We start from the raw sequence: 16887 nt of genomic DNA, 5'->3' as shown, positions 1-16887 counted from the left end.
GGTCAGCGCGTGCCGGTGGCGCGCGGGGCGGCCTGCCGCGTCAGCAAGGTGCGGGTGGCCGCGGTGACGTCCTGCTGGCGCATCAGGCTTTCGCCGACCAGGAAGGTCGACATCCCGACCCGTTCGAGCCGGGCGAGATCGTCAGGCGTGAAGATGCCGCTCTCGCCGACCATCAGGCGGTCGCGCGGGATCAGCGGCGCCAGCGCCTCGCTGGTCGCGAGCGTGGTCTCGAAGGTACGCAGATTACGGTTGTTGACGCCGATCATCGGCGAGCGAAGTTTCAAGGCACGGTCAAGCTCGGCGCGATCATGGATCTCGACCAGCACGTCCATGCCGTAGCCGAGAGCGGCGTCCTCGATCTCACCGGCCGCCGCGTCGTCGAGCGCGGCCATGATGATCAGGATGCAGTCGGCGCCATGGGCGCGCGCTTCCGCCACCTGGTAGGTGTCGAACATGAAATCCTTGCGCAGCACCGGCAGGCTGGTCGCCGCGCGGGCCGCAACCATGAAGTCGAGATGGCCCTGGAACGAGGGCGCGTCGGTCAGCACCGACAGGCAGGCCGCGCCGCCGGCCTCATAGGCTTTCGCGAGCGCGGGCGGATCGAAATCGGCACGGATCAATCCCTTCGAGGGCGAGGCCTTCTTCACTTCCGCGATCAGCGCGTAGTCGCCGCGCGCATGCTTGTCCTTGAGGGCGCGGACGAAGCCGCGCGGGGCCGAGGCCGATCTGGCCTGCGCCTCGACCTCGGCGAGCGGTTTGGCACGCTTCGCGGCGGCGATCTCCTCGCGCTTGTAGGCCTCGATCTTGGTCAGGATGTCGGACATGTTTCGCGCTCTCAGCCGTTGGAAACCGCGACCAGATGCTTCAACCGCGCGGCGGCGGCGCCGCTGTCGAGCGACTGCGTGCCGATCGCGACGCCTTCCTTGAGGTCCTTGGCGCGGCCGGCCACGATCAGCGCGGCGGCGGCGTTGAGCAGCGCGACGTCGCGATAGGCGCTCGGCTTGCCCTGCAGCACGCTGGAGAGCGCGATCGCATTGGCATCGGCGTCACCGCCCTTCAGCGCCTCGCCGCCGACGCGGCCAAGGCCGGCGTCCTCGGGCGTCACCTCAGATGTCCTGATCTCGCCGTTCTCGAGCGTCGCAACGAAGGTCGGGCCGGTGAGGGTGATCTCGTCGAGGCCATCGGAGCCGTGCACGACCCAGACCTTGTCCGAGCCGAGGTTCTTCAGCACCTGCGCCAGCGGCTGCACCCATTGCCGCGAGAACACGCCGACCATCTGCCGCTTGACGCCGGCCGGGTTCGACAGCGGCCCGAGCAGGTTGAAGATGGTGCGGGTGGCGAGCTCGACCCGGGTCGGACCGACATTCTTCATCGCCGGATGATGCGCGGGCGCGAACATGAAGCCGATGCCGGCTTCCTTGACGCAGCGCCCGACTTGTTGGGGCGTCAAATCGAGCTTGACGCCGAGCGAGGCCAGCACGTCGGCGGCGCCCGAGCGCGACGACAATGCGCGGTTGCCGTGCTTCGCCACGGGCACGCCGGCGCCGGCCACGATAAAGGCCGCGCAGGTCGAGACGTTGACCGAGCCGGAGCCGTCGCCGCCGGTGCCGACGATGTCGACGGCCTCCGCCGGCGCCGTGACCGGCAGCATCTTGCCGCGCATCGCAGTGACGGCGCCGGTGATCTCCTCGACGGTCTCGCCGCGCACCCGCAGCGCCATCAGCAGTCCGCCCATCTGCGAGGGCGTGGCTTCGCCCGACATCATGCTGTCGAAGGCGGACGCGGCCTCTTCACGCGTCAGCGTGGCGCCGGTGGCGACTTTTCCGATGATCGATTTCAGGTCGTCCATTCGCTGGCTCAGGGTCTGTTGTTGGAGCTTGATCGCCGCGCAGCGCGTCGTCGCGCTGTCCCGATCATGCTCAATTATTTGCGCCTGTCACTTGTGCGAAGGCTGCCTGGTTGATGGTCACGCCGATATCGGACTCGATCTTTGTGACATATTGCGCGACCTGCTCGTCGCTGAGCGACCGCCGCAGCGCCTCGGTGAGCTGCTTGGCCGCATCCGACGCGAAGTCGACCGGCGGCACCGTCACGTTGGTGACGCGGAAGACCACCCACTGGCTGCCGCCGGCGACGGAGGTCTGTCCGTCGCCGTCCTTGGCGGCCCGGAATGCGGCCGCAATCACGCCTGCCGGCACGGCAGGCAGCGAGGCCTCGCGGTTGAAATTCGCCGCGCTTTCGACCTTGACGCCGACAGCGGCGGCTTCGTCGGCGAGCTTGGCGCCGCTGTCGAGCTTCTGGACGATCTCGGTCGCCTTGGCGCGCAGCTTGCTGGAGATCTGGTCCTCGCGCCACTTGGCCTCGACCTGGTCGCGAACCTCGTCGAGGCTGCGCTCGCGCGACGGCGTGATGCCGAGCACATCGTACCAGACATAGCCGCCGTTGAACTGGATCGGGTCGTTGTCGACGCCGACGTCGCTGTTGAAGGCCTGCGACACCACGTCGAGACCGCGCGGGATGTTGGTCGCGACCTGGCCGTTCGGCAGCCGCCCGGAGCGATCGACCGCGTCGATGGTGACGGGCGTCAGCTTCAGCTTCTGTGCGGCTTCGACGACGCTGGCGCCGCCGCCGCGCTCGTCTTCCATCTTGTCGCGCAGCTCGGCGACCTTGGTGCGGGCGCGCTCGGAGGCGATCTCGTTCTTCACCTGCTGGGCGAGGCTCTCATAGCTCGGGGTCACGCCGGGCTCGACCTTGCCGACCTTGACCAGCGCGACGCCGAAGCGGCCCTGCACCGGCTGGCTGACTTCGCCTGCGGCCAGCGAGAAGGCGGCATCGGCGACGGCCGGATCGAGGATCGCCGACTTCGCGACCAGGCCGAGATTGACGTCGGCCAGATTGAGGTTGCGCTCCTTGGCGATGTCGTCGAACGACGCGCCCGACCCAATCCGCCCGCGCGCGGCCTGCGCCTCGCCGGCGTCCGGAAACACGATCTGCGAGACCTCGCGCTTCTCCGGCGTGCTGAGCCGGTCCTTGCGCTCCTCGAAGATCTTCCTGGCGTCCTCGTCCGACACCGTTTCCCACTTGCCGATCTCCTCGGGCGTGATCGCGACGAAGGAGATCTTGCGGTATTCGGGCGCGCGGAACTGGACCTTGTGGTCCTCGAAATAGGCGGCGAGCGCCTCGGGCGAGGGCGGATCGATAGTGCCGGCCTGCGCGGCGCCGAGCGTGATGTAGTCGATCGAACGCTGCTCGTTCTGGAACCGGGTCAGCGCCTCGACCAGCGATTTCGGTGGCTCGATCCCGGACGAGATGGTGCCTGCGATCTGCCGCCTGAGGCCAACGCGGCGCTGCTCGGCGATGTAGCGGCCTTCGGTATAGCCATAGTTGCGGATCACGGCCTGGAAGCGCTGCGGGTCGAACTGGTTGTTGAGGCCCTTGAAGTTCGGATCGTTGTAGATCGCGCGCAGCACCTCGGCGTCGGACACATTGAGGCCCATGCGGCGCGCTTCCTCGTCCAGTGCGGCTTCCGCGAGCGTCTGCTGCAGCACCTGGCGGTCGATGCCGAAGGCGCGCGCCTGGTCCGGCGTCAGCGGACGGCCGAACTGACGGCCAAGTTGCTGCAGGCGGTCGGTATAGATCTGGCGGAACTGCTCGGCCGAAATCTCGGTCCCGCCCACCTTGGCGAAGGTCGACTGGCCAAACCCCTTGAAAATGTCGGCAATGCCCCAAATTCCGAAACTGACGATCAAAACGCCCATCACCACGGCCATAATCGTCTTGCCGAGCCAGTTTGATGAGGCTTTCCGCATTCCTCGAAGCATGGGTCCAACTTGTTTTACAGGAGGGGAACCGGGTCGTGCCCAATGGGGAGCTAAAAGTCGAGGCTTTTGTCCCGCAGCAGGGCGTCACCGGATTGAAAACCCATCATAAAGTGGCCGAAGCGCCCCCGCAACCTTGGCCGCGCGGGTGGAAGCGTCGCACGGTGGGCGCGAAGCCGCGCTCTGGAAGTCGCCGCCCGGCTCTGATAGCGCAGGGACACGCTTGAACGATGGGACATCCGACATGACCGACGCCATCCGGCCGCTGATCGCCGGCAACTGGAAAATGAACGGCCTGAAATCCTCTTTTGTCGAGTTCGACGCGATGCTGGCGGGCGCGGGCGATGTGGCCGGAAAGGCCGATCTCCTGGTCTGTCCGCCGGCGACGCTGGTCGGGGCCTTTGCCGACAGGGCGCGCGGCTCGAAGGTCGCGGTCGGCGCCCAGGATTGCCACCCCAAGGCATCGGGTGCCCACACCGGCGATCTCTCGGCGGAGATGTTCAAGGATCTCGGCGCGGTCGCGATCATCGTCGGCCATTCCGAGCGGCGCGCCGACCACGGCGAGACCGACGCCTTGATTCGGCAGAAGGCGGAGGCCGCCCGGCGCGCCGGGTTGACCGCGATCGTCTGCATCGGCGAGACACGCGAGCAGCGCGACGCCGGCAAGACGCTCGATGTCTGCGGCACCCAGCTTGCGGGCTCGCTGCCCGACGGCTCGACTGCGGCCAACCTCGTCGTGGCCTATGAGCCGGTCTGGGCGATCGGCACCGGCCTGACCCCGACGGCCAAGGATGTCGAGGAAGTTCACAGGTTTATCCGAGGTCAGCTCACCGATCGCTTCAAGGACGAGGGAAACAGGATCAGGATCCTCTATGGCGGCTCGGTCAAGCCGTCGAACGCGGCCGAGCTGATGGCCGTCGCCAATGTCAACGGCGCGCTGGTCGGCGGCGCCAGCCTGAAGGCGTCGGACTTTTTGGCGATCGCCGCGGGGTGTTAGGCGGCCGCGGCCGTGCCTCGAATTGGGCTCGCTTACCGTCACCCTGAGGTGCGAGCCTTGCGGCGCAATTGCGCCGCTGGGCGAGCCTCGAAGGGTCGACGGCCCGGCTGGTGGCCGTGCAGCCTTCGAGACGCGCTACGCGCTCCTCCAGCGACAAAGGCTTCGCCTTTGCGCGGGGGTGACGGGATTGGCAGTGTTGCGCAGACAGCTGCCATCGGCATCTCTGCTTGGCTACGGATTCAGGCCGCGGCGGCGCCGATCCGCTTCCAGTAGACCATCGTCCCGGTGAGGCCGCCATGCGGCTTCAGCGCGTAGTCCGGGATAATACCGGTGAGCTGAAATCCCAGTCGTTCATAGAGCGGCGCGGCGCCATCCTCTTCGGCGGTGTCGAGCACGAGTAGTGTGCGTCCGCGCGCGATCGCAAGCTGCTCAGCCGCGCGCATCAATTCGGTCGCCACGCCGCGATGGCGATGGGCGAGGCGCGTCATCATCTTTGCAATCTCCGCCCGATGCGGCTGGTTCGGCGGCAGTTTGAGCAGAAGCGTCACGGTGCCGACCAGATCATTGCCAGTGAATGCGCCGAGCACAACGCGTTCGCCGCGCGCGGCGGCGCCGAGCGAGTCCTGCCAGAACGCATCGGCGTCATCCGGCGACAGCGGATGCATGAAGCTCACCGAGCCGCCGCCGGCGACGGTCTCGATCAACAGCTCGCGAAGCGCGCTGCGAATCGCAGGCGCATCCTCGAGCGGCTTGATGGCAAGGTGCGACATGCATCAGCTCCGGGCCAGGGTGACCACATAGGTGCAGGAGGCGTTGGTCTCGTTGGCGAAGGTCGTCTCGGCCGGCGGGCCAAAACCGAGGCAATCGCCGGCGGCGAGCACGTGGCGTGCGCCGCCTTCGGTGATGACGAGGCTGCCGCTAAGCACCCAGACCAGTTGGCGGATATGCGCGTAGGAGGAGGCGGGCAGGGTCACGGTCTGCTTCGGCGGCAGCTCGACCCGCACCAGCTCGACCGGATGGTCGGGACGGCTGAACACCTGGCGGCGCAGATAACCGGTTTCCGGATCGCGCCAGACCGGTTGCGCGGCGGCGCGCGACAGCCGTTCGCCCTGGCCTTCGGCGCGCAACATCAGCCCGGCCAAAGTGAGATCGAAAGCCGAGGCGAGGCGCACCAGCACCACCGCGGTGGGGCTGACCTCGGCGCGCTCGATCTTGCTGATCGTGGCCTTCGAGACGCCTGCACGTTCGGCGAGGTCGGCCAGCGACCAGCCGCGGCTATCGCGTTCGAGCCTGATCCGCTGTGCCAGTCGTTGGCTCAGATCGTCTACCAAAGTATCCATGTGTCTATTATAATAGAAGTCGCCGGTTCCGGGCAAGGCCCGGCCGGGCCGCGATCGGCGCGGCTTGTGATCATCGACAGTGCGACTATCTCGGGGGTGACAATGCCCGGTGCAATCGTGTAACAGGGCGCGACTTCACGAAAACCCGTAAAGCCGATAGCGCCGTTTGTCTGGCCGCTTGGCGGCTTGTGACGGAAGGCTTGCGATGCAGACTGTCGTTATCATTATTCATCTCATGATCATCAGCGTCATGATCGGCGCGGTGCTGCTGCAGAAATCCGAAGGCGGCGGCCTTGGCATGGGTGGCGGCGCCGGCTTCATGTCGAGCCGCGGCACCGCCAATTTGCTGACGCGGACCACGGCGATCCTCGCGGTGGGCTTCTTCCTGACCAGCCTGTTCCTGTCCTGGTACGCAGGCTACGACCGCAAGCCGAGCTCGATCATCGGCACCGGCGCGCCGGCGCAGACGCAGCCGGCCGGAGGCACGCCGATGAACGCGCCGACCTCGGGCGGTATCCTCGATTCGCTGAAGAAGGCCGACGAGCAGCAGGGCCAGCAGGCCCCGAGCGGCCCGCAGGCGCCACGGTCGCAATAAAGCAGGGTGGCCATGCAAGATGCACCGCTGGCATCCTGCATCAGAAACCCCCATCAATGCTTTGAAATCGCTTCCAGTTTGATGCAACCCACAGCCCGGCGAATTGTTTGCCGGGAACAGCCGATTCGTTTTGCGAATCGCCGGAGTCGGATTAAAGGTAAAGTCCCATGGCGCGGTACATATTCATCACCGGCGGCGTGGTCTCCTCGCTCGGCAAGGGTCTGGCTTCAGCGGCGCTCGGCGCTCTGCTGCAGGCCAGGGGCTACAAAGTCCGCCTTCGCAAGCTCGATCCCTATCTCAACCTCGATCCCGGAACGATGTCGCCGTATCAGCACGGCGAAGTGTTCGTGACCGACGACGGCGCCGAGACCGATCTCGATCTCGGCCATTACGAGCGCTTCACCGGTCGTCCGGCCACCAAGGCCGACAACATCACGACCGGGCGAATCTACCAGGACATCATCACCAAGGAGCGCCGCGGCGACTATCTCGGCGCCACCATCCAGGTGGTCCCGCACGTCACCAACGCGATCAAGGAGTTCGTGCTGTCGGGTAACGACGAGTTCGATTTCGTGCTGGTCGAGATCGGCGGCACCGTCGGCGACATCGAGGGCCTGCCGTTCTTCGAGGCGATCCGCCAGCTCAAGAACGAGCTGCCGCGCGATCATGCCGTCTACATTCACCTGACGCTTCTGCCGTACATTCCAAGTGCCGGCGAACTCAAGACAAAGCCGACGCAGCACTCGGTGAAGGAGCTGCGCTCGATCGGCATCCAGCCGGACATCCTGCTGTGCCGCACCGACCGCGAGATTCCCAAGGAGGAGCGGCGCAAGCTCGGCCTGTTCTGTAACGTGCGCGAGAGCGCCGTGATCGAGGCGCGCGACGTCGACAACATCTACGCCGTGCCGGAGGCCTATCACGCCGCCGGCCTCGACGACGAGGTGCTGGCCGCGTTCGGCATCACCGCGAAGATTCCGCCGGCGCTGCAGAGCTGGCACGTCATCAACGAGCGCGTCCGCAATCCGGAAGGTGCGGTGACGATCGCCATCGTCGGCAAATACACCGGCATGAAGGACGCCTACAAATCGCTGATCGAGGCGCTGTCGCACGGCGGCATCGCCAACAAGGTGAAGGTCAATCTCGACTGGATCGAGAGCGAGGTGTTCGAGAACGAGGACCCGGCGCCGTTCCTCGAGCACGTCAACGGCATCCTGGTGCCCGGCGGCTTCGGCCAGCGCGGCGCCGAGGGCAAGATCCGCGCGGCGCAGTTCGCGCGTGAGCGCGACGTGCCGTATTTCGGCATCTGCTTCGGCATGCAGATGGCGGTGATCGAGGCGGCGCGCAATCTGGTCGGCATCGAGGACGCCAACTCGACCGAGTTCGGCCCGACCAAGGAGCCGCTGGTCGGCCTGATGACGGAATGGCTGCGCGGCAACGAGCTCGAGAAGCGCTCGCAGAGCGGCGATCTCGGCGGCACGATGCGGCTCGGGGCCTATCCCGCGGCGCTCAACCGCGGCAGCCGCGTCTCGCAGGTCTATGGCGGCGCGACCGAGATCTCCGAGCGGCACCGCCATCGCTACGAGGTCAACACCGCCTACAAGGACCGCCTCGAGCAGCACGGCCTGCGCTTCTCCGGCATGTCGCCCGACGGCGTGCTGCCGGAGATCGTGGAGTACGAGGACCATCCCTGGTTCATCGGCGTCCAGTTCCATCCCGAGCTGAAGTCGCGGCCGTTCGAGCCGCATCCGCTGTTTGCCTCGTTCATCGAGGCCGCAGCGAAGCAGAGCCGGCTGGTCTAACCAAGCGGCCGTCCGCTGCGCCGCTACACGGCGCAGTCCTCGTTGGCCCGGCGTTCTTTCTTGATCGGTGAAACGTTTGCACCAGCCGCCGGCGTGCCGTCGCGCGTCATCAGCTTGTATTGCGGACGGCGCGTCAGCCGGTAGACCGCGGCCGGCGGCACGTTGAGGATGGCGCGATCGACCAGCGTGGCGCGCAGGCCGAGCCGGTCGAGGATCGGCCGCGGCACCGGGCAGCGCATGCCGTAGGTGAATTGATAGAACGCGCCGCCGGGACGCAGATAGCTGAACGCGCCGCCGACGATCGAGATGACCTTGCGCGGCGACATGTTGAGCAGCGGCAGTCCGCTGACGACGGCGCCGACTGGCGCGCCCTCATACAGCCGTTCCGAGGCGAGGCGCGCTGCGTCCATCCACAGCACGCGCGCGCCGGGAAAACGGAGCTGCAACAGCCGCATGAAATCCGAGCCGTACTCGATCAGCGTAAGATCCTGCTGGCGCACGCCGCGCTTCAACAGCTGATAAGTGAACGCGCCGGTGCCCGGACCGAGTTCGAGCACCGGGCCGGTGTCGGCGCTGATGTCGCGCGTGATGAGTTCGGCGAGCGCGGCGCCCGACGGCGCGATGGCGCCGACGCGGCCGGGGGCCGCCATCCACGCCGTGAAGAAAGACAGCAGATCATGTGACATTGGGATTCCCAGCAAAGTGTCGCGGCGCTTCGACTCAAGATGCGAAGCGTGACGCCTTGTTTGCGGGAGCTGCATTGCGACAACATTGCGCGAGAGCCCCGTTCCGATTGAATCGGAACGGGGCTCTCAACTCTAGTTTGACGCGTTTTCTTCACGCGAACCGGTGCCCATCCCGCATCGAGTGCAGGACAGGCTTCGCTCGAAAACGCTCTGGCATCACGGCGCGAACGGCGCCGGCGGTAATGTGAGGCGGAAGCACGCGCCGCCCTTCGGACCATCGAGCACGGAGACGTGACCGCCGTGCAGCCTTGCGATCTCGCGCACCATGTTGAGGCCGAGGCCGGCGCCGCGGTCGAGCGGCGCGAGCCGATAGAACGGGTCGAAGATCCGCGTGCGCTGGTCCTGGGGAATGCCGTCGCCTTCATCCGATACGTCGATCGTCGCGGCGCTGCCGACATGGATGGTGATGGTGCCGCGGCGGCCGCCATGCTGGATGGCGTTCTGCACCAGATTGGTGAGCGCGCGCTCCAGCGCGGCGCGATCGCCGGAGGTTTCGACGCGATCGACCGAAGTATCGAGCGACAGCTCGTAGCCGGCCGCGATCGCCAGCGGCGCAAGGTCGGCCGCGACATTGCGTGCGACCGCGACGAGATCGACGCGGACGAACGGATTGCGGCACTGGTCGAAGCGCTGGATGTCGAGCAGTTGCTCGGCCAATGTCGCAAGCCGCGCCGAGTCCTCGAGCAGGCGGGTTTTCTCCGGGCCCGGCGGCAGCGACTCCAGCCGCGTGTTGAGGATCGCGATCGGCGTGCGCAATTCATGTGCCGCGTCGGCGACGAAGCGCTGGTGCCGGGAATAGCCGTCGTCGAGCCGCTTCAGCGCATCGTTGATGGCGGTTACCAGCGGCGCCACCTCGAGCGGCAGATGATCCGCCGACAGCCGGCTGCCGCGCTGGCGGAAATCGATCCGGCGCGCTTCGTCGGCGGTGGTATCGAGACCGGCGAAGGCGCGCTTCACCACCATCGGCGTCGCGATGAAGGTGGCGCATGCCATCAGGAAAAGGCCGGGCAGGGCAATGGCGAGGAACGCCAGCGTCGTGGCGAGCGCGGTCTTGACGCTCGACATCGGCCCTTGCGTCGCGGTGAGCACCTGCACGGGGCCGGCATCGGAATTGACGCGCTTCAGCCGCGCCGGCGGCTTGCGCGGATCATCCTCGAACATCTGCCAGCCGAGCCGCGCCTGGCTGATCTGGTCGAGCGCGCCACCGATCCTGGCGAATTCCGGCGGCACCGCGCCTTCCGTCAGCGAACGGCCTTGCCGGTCGCGCACCAGGAACCAGAGGTCGGGCGTGTCGTCACGAAGCTTTTGCAGTTCGGCGGTCGGGCGCAAGATCAGCTCGCCCTTGCCGTCGCGTGCGACCGCGCCCTGCACGATGGAAATCACATGATCCTCATCGCGCGGAACGATCAGGAAGCCGGTGGCACACAACGCGCTGATCAGGCAGACGATCAGCATGGCAAGCAGCAGCGCCTGCAGCGTCACCAGCCGCCAGCTCAGTTGCGAGCGCAGGCAATAGTGCTCGGCCTGTTCGCTCATGACGTTTGCTTCAAGAGATAGCCGACGCCGCGGATGCTGTGGATCTCGACGCCGGCGTTGGCGTCCGCGAGTTTGCGGCGCAGCCGCGAGACGTGGGCGTCGAGCGCGTTGGACTGGATCTCGTCCTCAAAATTATAGACCGCTTCCTCCAGCGTCGCGCGCAGCACGGTGCGGCCCATGCGGCGCAGCAGCGTCTCCAGCACCAGCAGCTCGCGCCGCGGCAGCTCGAGCGGATGGCCGTCGACGCTGGCCTCGCGATGGCTGCAATCGAACGCCACGCGGCCGGCCCTGATGATCTCGAGCTGCAGTCCGGCGGGGCGGCGCAGCACGGCGCGCAGCCGCGCCAGCAGCTCCTCGACGGCGAACGGCTTGGCCAGGTAGTCGTCGGCGCCACTGTCGAGGCCGGTGATGCGGTCGGTGAGGTCGCCGCGCGCGGTCAGCACGATGATCGGAACGCCGTCGGCCTTGGCGCGCAGCTTCGGGATCAGGGTGAGACCGTCGCCGTCCGGAAGCTGGCGGTCGAGCAGGACCGCGCCATGCACGTCGGCACAGATCGCTTCCTCGGCCTCGGCAAGGTTCGGCACGTGGTCGACCACCATGTCGTAGCCCTTCAGCGCCTGCGACAGCGCCGCCGCCATTTCGGCCTCGTCCTCAACCAGCAGTATCCGCATGTCCTTGTAGGTCCAACTCCTGAAGGCAGGTTCTAGGGCAAGTAACATTGCAACAACATTGCGGAAATGGCCGCCTGTGGCGAGCAGGGGTGCCATGTTGTCACCCCCTCAAGACAGTCCGGAAGGCGCTGGCTATAACCGCCCGCACACAAATCTGGGAGGACTGCCAATGATCTACGAGACCCGCGTCTATCGCTGCCTGCCGGGACGCCTGCCGGCGCTGCTCAAGCGCTTCGAGACCATCACGCTGAAGCTCTGGGACAAGCACGGCATCAGGCAGGCCGGCTTCTTCACGACGCTGGTCGGGGAATCCAACCAGGAGCTGACCTATCTGCTGGCCTGGGAATCGCTCGCCGAGCGCGAGAAGAAGTGGACCGCATTCCAGACCGATCCGGAGTGGATCACCGCGCGTGCCAAGACCGAGGAGGACGGCCAAATCGTTCTCAACATCGTCAACCAGCTTCTGGTGCCGACGGCGTTTTCGTCGGTCAAGTGACGCGGTGGCCGCAGGGGGCGCGATGACGCGACTTCGTCGCGCCCTATAACCGGCGCGGCTATTGCGGGCAGCCGGACGTCTGATCGCCCTGGGTCACCATCGGCTTGCCGTTGATGAAGACGCCGTGGCTGCCGGAGGTCGTCTTGCCGCCGCAATGCGTGCGATCGCCCATGACCACCGCCGGCTTGCCGTTGATAAGGACATTGGGCACGCCCTCGACGAGCGCGCCGCCATTGCTGGTGGTGTCGCCGCTGCGCGCCGCCGGCTTGCCATTGACGGTCACGCCGGTGGCGCCGCTGGTGACGACCCCGGGCTGGCTGCTGGTCTGGCCGTAGGCGAGGCTCGACATCGCCGACAGGGCGGCGACGGCTCCGATCATCAGCGGGATGCGCATGTCTTCCTCATGGGAATCTGTTCCGCGCCAGTTTATAGGCGCTGTTTGGGCGGGATTGTGTTAGCACAGCGCACCCACGGCGTCAGCGCAACCCCCTCATCGTGCGGGATGGCTTGATCCGTCCCGCGCGGGACTGCATGGTCGCCGGCAAAAGGATGCAGCAATTTTGACCAATCAGGTTTCCGCGCCAGCCGCCGCGCCGATCGTTGCCATCGGATCGGCCAAATTCGGCAATGCCTTGCCCATCTCGATCATCGCCGGTCCCTGCCAGCTCGAGAGCCGCGCGCATGCGCTTGAAGTAGCGTCCGCGCTGAAGGAGATCGCAGCGCGGCTCAAGATCGGTCTGGTGTACAAGACCTCGTTCGACAAGGCGAACCGCACCAGCGCGACGGCGGCGCGCGGCATCGGCTTGGCGCAGGCGCTGCCGATCTTCGCCGAGATCCGGTCTTCGCTCGGGCTGCCCGTGCTCACCGACGTGCATGAGGCGACCCAGTGCGCCGATGTGGCACAGGCGGTCGACGTGCTGCAGATCCCGGCCTTCCTGTGCCGGCAGACCGATCTCCTGCTGGCCGCGGCCGCGACCGGCAAGGTCGTCAATGTCAAGAAGGGCCAGTTCCTGGCGCCGTGGGACATGGCCAATGTGGTCAGCAAGATCACCGGCGCCGGCAACGCCAATGTGCTGGTCACCGAGCGCGGTGCGTCGTTCGGCTACAACACGCTGGTCTCGGACATGCGCGCGCTGCCGATTCTTTCGCGCACCACCGGCGCGCCTGTCATCTTCGACGCCACCCATTCGGTGCAGCAGCCGGGCGGTAAGGGTACGTCGTCGGGCGGCGAGCGTGAATTCGTGCCGGTGCTGGCGCGGGCCGCGGTCGCGGTCGGCGTCGCCGGCGTGTTCATCGAGACCCATCCAGATCCGGATCACGCGCCGTCCGATGGCCCCAACATGGTGCCGCTCCGTGACTTCGAGTCGCTCGTCAGGCGGCTGATGCAGTTCGACGCGCTGGCGAAGACGGCAGCCTGACCGGCGGACAACGACATGACCGCAACCAGCGGCATGCCGCCGGCCCTCAACGTGATCACGCTGGCGACCTTCGCGGCGAGCCTGTCGGTCCGCGCGCTCGATCCGGTGCTGCCGCATGTCGCCGAGGATTTCGGCGTCAGCATCGCGACCGCGGCGAGCTTTGCCGCAGTGTTCGCCTTCACCTTTGCCGCGGTGCAGCCGGCAATCGGCGCCGCCGCCGACCTGTTCGGCAAGGCGCGGCTGATGACGATCTGCCTCGGACTGCTCGGCGTCGCCAACATCCTCGGCGCGCTGTCGACCTCGTTCCCGATGCTGTTCGTGACCCGCATCCTCGCCGGCATCGGCTCGGGCGGCGTGTTTCCGGTGGCGCTGTCGCTGACCAGCGATCTGGTCGGCCCGGACAAGCGGCAGCTCGCGATCGGGCGAACCCTCGCGGGGTCGATGACCGGCAATCTGCTTGGTGCGACGGCATCCGGCCTGATCGGCGACTTCCTCGGCTGGCGCGGCGTGCTCGCGGTGCTCGGCGGCCTCGTGATCATCGTCGCGCTGGCGGTCGCGGCCGGTTTCCGCGGCGCCGCGCTGGACCGTCCGCCGCGCACCAGCCTGAAGGCGCTTCGCCACGGCTATCGCACCATCTTCACCAATCCGAATGCGCGCATCTGCTATTCGGCGGTCTTCGTCGAAGGCTGCTGCGTGCTCGGGCTGTTTCCCTTCATTGCCTCGTTCCTGTTCGAGCTCGGCGAGACCTCGCTGTCGATCGCCGGCATCGTGATCGCGGGCTTTGCGATCGGCGGATTGCTCTACACGCTGACGGTGTCGCGCCTGCTGCCGTGGATGGGTGTGCGGGGCATGATGGTCGTCGGCGCGACGCTGGTCGCGATCCAGCTGGTTGGCGTCGCCTTCGGGCCGCACTGGAAGCTGCAGATGGCGGGCCTGCTGGTGATGGGCCTCGGCTTCTACATGATCCACGGCTGCCTGCAGGTGTTCGCCAGCGAACTGTCGGTCGAAGCGCGCGCCACCGCGCTGTCGCTGCACTCGTTCTTCTTCTTCATGGGCCAGACCGTCGGCCCGATCGCCTACGGTTTTGGGCTGCAACACGCCGGCAAGACCGCGACGCTGGTCTCGGCCGCTGCCGTGATGGTGGTGCTCGGCTTTATCTGCGCGAGATTCCTGAAGCAGACGCGGCCGGCGGATGCCGCCGCGCGGCCGGACGTCGAGCCGTAGTGATGGTACATATTTGATGAATATAAGCGTCGCCTCTTCAGGGACGCGGGTATCGAGAGGCTGAGGAATGCAAAACGCGTCAGTGGCCGCGCTTGCGTACGAATTTCTGTTCGAGGTTTATCGGAAGATGGATCTCGACCGAAAGCGCGGGAACATCAGGTCGCTCCCTGATGAAAATGGCACGCTACGCGAGGCCTTCCATCATGAATTCTCAAGTAACTGGGAGTGGCCGGGTGGTGTGCTGGAGCAACTCGGTGTTCTCAGGATTCTCCAACCAACGCGCGGCCTGTGGGGGCCGAATTTCTATCCCGTGATGACTTTGGATGAATGCTCCGTTGCCGACTTCTCGAAATTCGAAACTTTCGACAACTATTGCGTTGCAATGTCCTCTTTCGAGGTGCTGCATAGTCCTTCTGAATTCCGCGGGGAGGTCTATCTTCACAGTCGATCGCCTCACTTTCTGGACGCGGTCGCGTCCCAGGACGATATCTTTCTGATTCAGGACGACGGTCAGGTCAGGTTTCACCAGCGGCGCTTCAACGAGAAAGTCATGACACGTTGGGAAGAGCTGGAAGTTCGTCGCATCCATCCCAAAGGCGGTACTTAGCTTCCAGGCAGCGGCGTTCCATCGACCCCACTAACCCCGCCCGCGATAGGGCGCGACGCCCTGATCGGGAACCCAGACGCCCTTCGGCAGCCGGCCGGTCTGGAAGAACACGTCGATCGGGATGCCGCCGCGCGGATACCAGTAACCGCCGATCCGCAGCCATTTCGGTTTGATTTCCCCGACGATGCGCTTCCCGATCATGACGGTGCAATCCTCGTGGAAGGCGCCGTGATTGCGGAAGCTCGCCGCATAGAGTTTCAGCGACTTAGATTCCAGGAGCCACCGGCCCGGCACATAGTCGAGCACCAGATGGGCGAAGTCCGGCTGGCCGGTGATCGGGCAGACCGAGGTGAATTCCGGGATAGCGAAGCGCACCAGATAATCCGTGCCGGCCTGCGGATTGGGGACGCGGTCGAGCACCGCCTTGTCCGGGCTATCCGGCCACGCGACGGCACGGCCGAGTTGCAGGGTTTTCTTCGCCATGGGCCTCATCCTTTTGGGAGCGGCCGAAATGAACGGAAGCGGGCGGTTCGTCAACCGTCCGCGTGCGGGGGCAGGGTGCTACGCGGGCGCGGCAGTCTGGATCAGGACCAAGCGGTCTTGGCCGGATTCACAGCCCCAGACCTCGCCGGGCCGGCCATCGAGTTGCCGGACATTCGCGCCGGCGCGGTCGCTCGGAAAGGCGTTGAAGGTCGCGCCCACCGGATCGAAGCGCATGATCGCGTTGGCCGAGAAATCGGTGAGCCAGACCTTGTCCTTGTCGTCGACATAGACGGCATAGGTCCGTGGATTGCTGCCGGGCAGCTTCCAGGCCCTCCACGTCCCGTCGGCGGGATCGTGCACTGACACGTTGCCGCTGTTCCACTCGCTGACCCAGATCCGCCCCCGCGAATCCGACCACACCCGTCGCGCGCCCTGTTTCGGCGTCGGCGGCTGGACCACGCTGGCGTTGCCGGTCGCAAGGTCAATCCGTGCGATATAGCTGCCGGCAAGCGAGGCGTACCAGATGTCGCCGTTTGGGGTCACGGTGATGCCGTAGGGGCCGACGCCGCGCGGTGCCTCGAACACCTTCATCTCACCGGATTTCGGATCGAGCCGGCCGTAGAAACCGGACTGGCCGGTGAACCAGTAGACGCCGCGCTTGTCGAACACGCCGGTATTGAGATTGGCGTCAGCGGCTTTCTCAGGCAGGCGGAACAGCGTCACCTTGTGGTCGCCGGGGTCGACGCGGGCGATCGCATTCTGCCCGCCCTCGGTTACCCACGGCGCGCCGTCGGGGCCGATCGTGACGCCGTGCGGGGCCGCACCCTTGCCGAGGCTGACCAGCTTGAACGCACTGTCGCGCGGATTGAGCCGGCCCAGCGCACCGCTGCGCTGGCCCGTGAACCAGACGGTGCCATCGGGCGCCGGAGTGACATCGTGCAGGCCGGTCCCGGCGTCGACGTTGAAATATTTCACCCGGAACGGCGTCTGGGCATCCTGCGCCTGCGCTCTCGTGGTCAAAATCGCGGCAGTGGTGGAGGCGAGAAACTGGCGACGGTTCATTGCGTTATCCCGGCTTCGTGAAACAATGGGCCAGCACGCGAAGGTAATCCCTGACAGCATAAACCCACCACATTGCACCTGTCTCTTATACACAT

General features: G+C 66.2%; 18 protein-coding genes. 7 read left to right on the top strand and 11 right to left on the bottom strand.

Translation table 11 applies throughout. The annotated features are described in order from the left end of the window. Positions 1-2 precede the first annotated feature (2 nt). The 3 genes from trpC to IF803_RS05640 all read right to left on the bottom strand — a co-directional run bounded on the left by trpC (position 3) and on the right by IF803_RS05640 (position 3821). Entirely contained in the window at positions 3-824 is an 822-nt protein-coding gene (gene trpC, locus IF803_RS05650) for an indole-3-glycerol phosphate synthase TrpC (RefSeq protein ID WP_461191554.1), read from the bottom strand. An 11-nt stretch (positions 825-835) separates the two neighbouring features. Then, positions 836-1849, bottom strand: a complete 1014-nt coding sequence (trpD, locus tag IF803_RS05645; RefSeq protein WP_461191553.1) for an anthranilate phosphoribosyltransferase — start codon at positions 1847-1849, stop codon at positions 836-838. A gap of 70 nt (positions 1850-1919) precedes the next feature. Continuing rightward, the gene (locus IF803_RS05640) at positions 1920-3821 is read right to left on the bottom strand and encodes a peptidylprolyl isomerase (protein ID WP_461191552.1); all 1902 of its coding nucleotides are present in this window, start codon (positions 3819-3821) and stop codon (positions 1920-1922) included. 241 nt (positions 3822-4062) lie between these two features. Here IF803_RS05640 and tpiA point away from each other — a divergent pair, with 241 nt between their 5' ends. Continuing rightward, the gene (gene tpiA / locus IF803_RS05635) at positions 4063-4815 is read left to right on the top strand and encodes a triose-phosphate isomerase (protein ID WP_461191551.1); all 753 of its coding nucleotides are present in this window, start codon (positions 4063-4065) and stop codon (positions 4813-4815) included. A 239-nt stretch (positions 4816-5054) separates the two neighbouring features. Here tpiA and IF803_RS05630 read toward each other — a convergent pair whose 3' ends face one another. Together IF803_RS05630 and IF803_RS05625 are read right to left on the bottom strand one after the other, a co-directional pair. Next, positions 5055-5585, bottom strand: coding sequence for a GNAT family N-acetyltransferase (locus tag IF803_RS05630; protein ID WP_461191550.1), 531 nt, complete (start codon positions 5583-5585; stop codon positions 5055-5057). A 3-nt stretch (positions 5586-5588) separates the two neighbouring features. Further along, the gene (locus tag IF803_RS05625) at positions 5589-6155 is read right to left on the bottom strand and encodes a helix-turn-helix domain-containing protein (protein WP_461191549.1); all 567 of its coding nucleotides are present in this window, start codon (positions 6153-6155) and stop codon (positions 5589-5591) included. A 205-nt stretch (positions 6156-6360) separates the two neighbouring features. On the opposite strand from IF803_RS05625, the gene secG reads away from it, so the two are divergent. After that, a complete protein-coding gene (secG, locus tag IF803_RS05620) occupies positions 6361-6750 on the top strand; it encodes a preprotein translocase subunit SecG (RefSeq protein WP_461191548.1) in 390 nt (129 codons plus the stop codon). A 167-nt stretch (positions 6751-6917) separates the two neighbouring features. After that, entirely contained in the window at positions 6918-8549 is a 1632-nt protein-coding gene (locus tag IF803_RS05615; protein WP_057016524.1) for a CTP synthase, read from the top strand. 23 nt (positions 8550-8572) lie between these two features. Here the strand turns inward: IF803_RS05615 and IF803_RS05610 are convergent, their stop codons facing one another. From IF803_RS05610 to IF803_RS05600, 3 genes are all read right to left on the bottom strand, one after another. Further along, positions 8573-9235, bottom strand: a complete 663-nt coding sequence (locus IF803_RS05610) for a class I SAM-dependent methyltransferase (RefSeq protein ID WP_461191547.1) — start codon at positions 9233-9235, stop codon at positions 8573-8575. A gap of 216 nt (positions 9236-9451) precedes the next feature. Further along, the gene (locus IF803_RS05605) at positions 9452-10831 is read right to left on the bottom strand and encodes a sensor histidine kinase (RefSeq protein WP_461191546.1); all 1380 of its coding nucleotides are present in this window, start codon (positions 10829-10831) and stop codon (positions 9452-9454) included. Then, complete coding sequence (locus IF803_RS05600) at positions 10828-11502, bottom strand: response regulator (RefSeq protein ID WP_304495503.1); 675 nt, start codon at positions 11500-11502, stop codon at positions 10828-10830. Before IF803_RS05600 ends, IF803_RS05605 begins: the two co-directional genes overlap by 4 nt. Before the next feature lie 169 nt (positions 11503-11671). Between IF803_RS05600 and IF803_RS05595 the strand changes: the two genes are divergently transcribed. After that, entirely contained in the window at positions 11672-11998 is a 327-nt protein-coding gene (locus IF803_RS05595; RefSeq protein WP_018271819.1) for an NIPSNAP family protein, read from the top strand. A 58-nt stretch (positions 11999-12056) separates the two neighbouring features. On the opposite strand, the gene IF803_RS05590 is transcribed toward IF803_RS05595, so the two are convergent. Then, positions 12057-12392, bottom strand: coding sequence for a PAAR domain-containing protein (locus tag IF803_RS05590; RefSeq protein ID WP_461191545.1), 336 nt, complete (start codon positions 12390-12392; stop codon positions 12057-12059). 166 nt (positions 12393-12558) lie between these two features. Here IF803_RS05590 and kdsA point away from each other — a divergent pair, with 166 nt between their 5' ends. The 3 genes from kdsA to IF803_RS05575 all read left to right on the top strand — a co-directional run bounded on the left by kdsA (position 12559) and on the right by IF803_RS05575 (position 15247). Continuing rightward, the gene (gene kdsA, locus IF803_RS05585; RefSeq protein ID WP_461191544.1) at positions 12559-13416 is read left to right on the top strand and encodes a 3-deoxy-8-phosphooctulonate synthase; all 858 of its coding nucleotides are present in this window, start codon (positions 12559-12561) and stop codon (positions 13414-13416) included. A gap of 15 nt (positions 13417-13431) precedes the next feature. Continuing rightward, positions 13432-14640, top strand: coding sequence for an MFS transporter (locus tag IF803_RS05580; protein ID WP_461191543.1), 1209 nt, complete (start codon positions 13432-13434; stop codon positions 14638-14640). Between the two features lie 67 nt (positions 14641-14707). After that, positions 14708-15247: a hypothetical protein gene (locus IF803_RS05575; RefSeq protein WP_461191542.1), complete on the top strand. Its 540-nt coding sequence runs from the start codon at positions 14708-14710 to the stop codon at positions 15245-15247. A gap of 30 nt (positions 15248-15277) precedes the next feature. Here the strand turns inward: IF803_RS05575 and queF are convergent, their stop codons facing one another. Then, positions 15278-15739, bottom strand: coding sequence for a preQ(1) synthase (queF, locus tag IF803_RS05570; RefSeq protein WP_155258392.1), 462 nt, complete (start codon positions 15737-15739; stop codon positions 15278-15280). A 69-nt stretch (positions 15740-15808) separates the two neighbouring features. Continuing rightward, positions 15809-16792 (bottom strand): Vgb family protein, encoded by a 984-nt coding sequence (locus IF803_RS05565; protein WP_028339706.1) that lies wholly within the window; start codon positions 16790-16792, stop codon positions 15809-15811. Positions 16793-16887: the final 95 nt, after the last annotated feature.

Source organism: Bradyrhizobium sp. UFLA06-06 (genome assembly GCF_054820065.1).
Note: the sequence above shows the minus strand (reverse complement) of the source record. Positions and strands in the feature narration are given on the sequence as shown.

Bases quoted from the DNA above. Each gene is read 5' to 3' on its own strand.
- trpC (WP_461191554.1), bottom strand. From the start codon at position 824: ATGTCCGACATCCTGACCAAGATCGAGGCCTACAAGCGCGAGGAGATC.
- trpD (WP_461191553.1), bottom strand. From the start codon at position 1,849: ATGGACGACCTGAAATCGATCATCGGAAAAGTCGCCACCGGCGCCACG.
- IF803_RS05640 (WP_461191552.1), bottom strand. From the start codon at position 3,821: ATGCTTCGAGGAATGCGGAAAGCCTCATCAAACTGGCTCGGCAAGACG.
- tpiA (WP_461191551.1), top strand. From the start codon at position 4,063: ATGACCGACGCCATCCGGCCGCTGATCGCCGGCAACTGGAAAATGAAC.
- IF803_RS05630 (WP_461191550.1), bottom strand. From the start codon at position 5,585: ATGTCGCACCTTGCCATCAAGCCGCTCGAGGATGCGCCTGCGATTCGC.
- IF803_RS05625 (WP_461191549.1), bottom strand. From the start codon at position 6,155: ATGGATACTTTGGTAGACGATCTGAGCCAACGACTGGCACAGCGGATC.
- secG (WP_461191548.1), top strand. From the start codon at position 6,361: ATGCAGACTGTCGTTATCATTATTCATCTCATGATCATCAGCGTCATG.
- IF803_RS05615 (WP_057016524.1), top strand. From the start codon at position 6,918: ATGGCGCGGTACATATTCATCACCGGCGGCGTGGTCTCCTCGCTCGGC.
- IF803_RS05610 (WP_461191547.1), bottom strand. From the start codon at position 9,235: ATGTCACATGATCTGCTGTCTTTCTTCACGGCGTGGATGGCGGCCCCC.
- IF803_RS05605 (WP_461191546.1), bottom strand. From the start codon at position 10,831: ATGAGCGAACAGGCCGAGCACTATTGCCTGCGCTCGCAACTGAGCTGG.
- IF803_RS05600 (WP_304495503.1), bottom strand. From the start codon at position 11,502: ATGCGGATACTGCTGGTTGAGGACGAGGCCGAAATGGCGGCGGCGCTG.
- IF803_RS05595 (WP_018271819.1), top strand. From the start codon at position 11,672: ATGATCTACGAGACCCGCGTCTATCGCTGCCTGCCGGGACGCCTGCCG.
- IF803_RS05590 (WP_461191545.1), bottom strand. From the start codon at position 12,392: ATGCGCATCCCGCTGATGATCGGAGCCGTCGCCGCCCTGTCGGCGATG.
- IF803_RS05580 (WP_461191543.1), top strand. From the start codon at position 13,432: ATGACCGCAACCAGCGGCATGCCGCCGGCCCTCAACGTGATCACGCTG.
- IF803_RS05575 (WP_461191542.1), top strand. From the start codon at position 14,708: ATGCAAAACGCGTCAGTGGCCGCGCTTGCGTACGAATTTCTGTTCGAG.
- queF (WP_155258392.1), bottom strand. From the start codon at position 15,739: ATGAGGCCCATGGCGAAGAAAACCCTGCAACTCGGCCGTGCCGTCGCG.
- IF803_RS05565 (WP_028339706.1), bottom strand. From the start codon at position 16,792: ATGAACCGTCGCCAGTTTCTCGCCTCCACCACTGCCGCGATTTTGACC.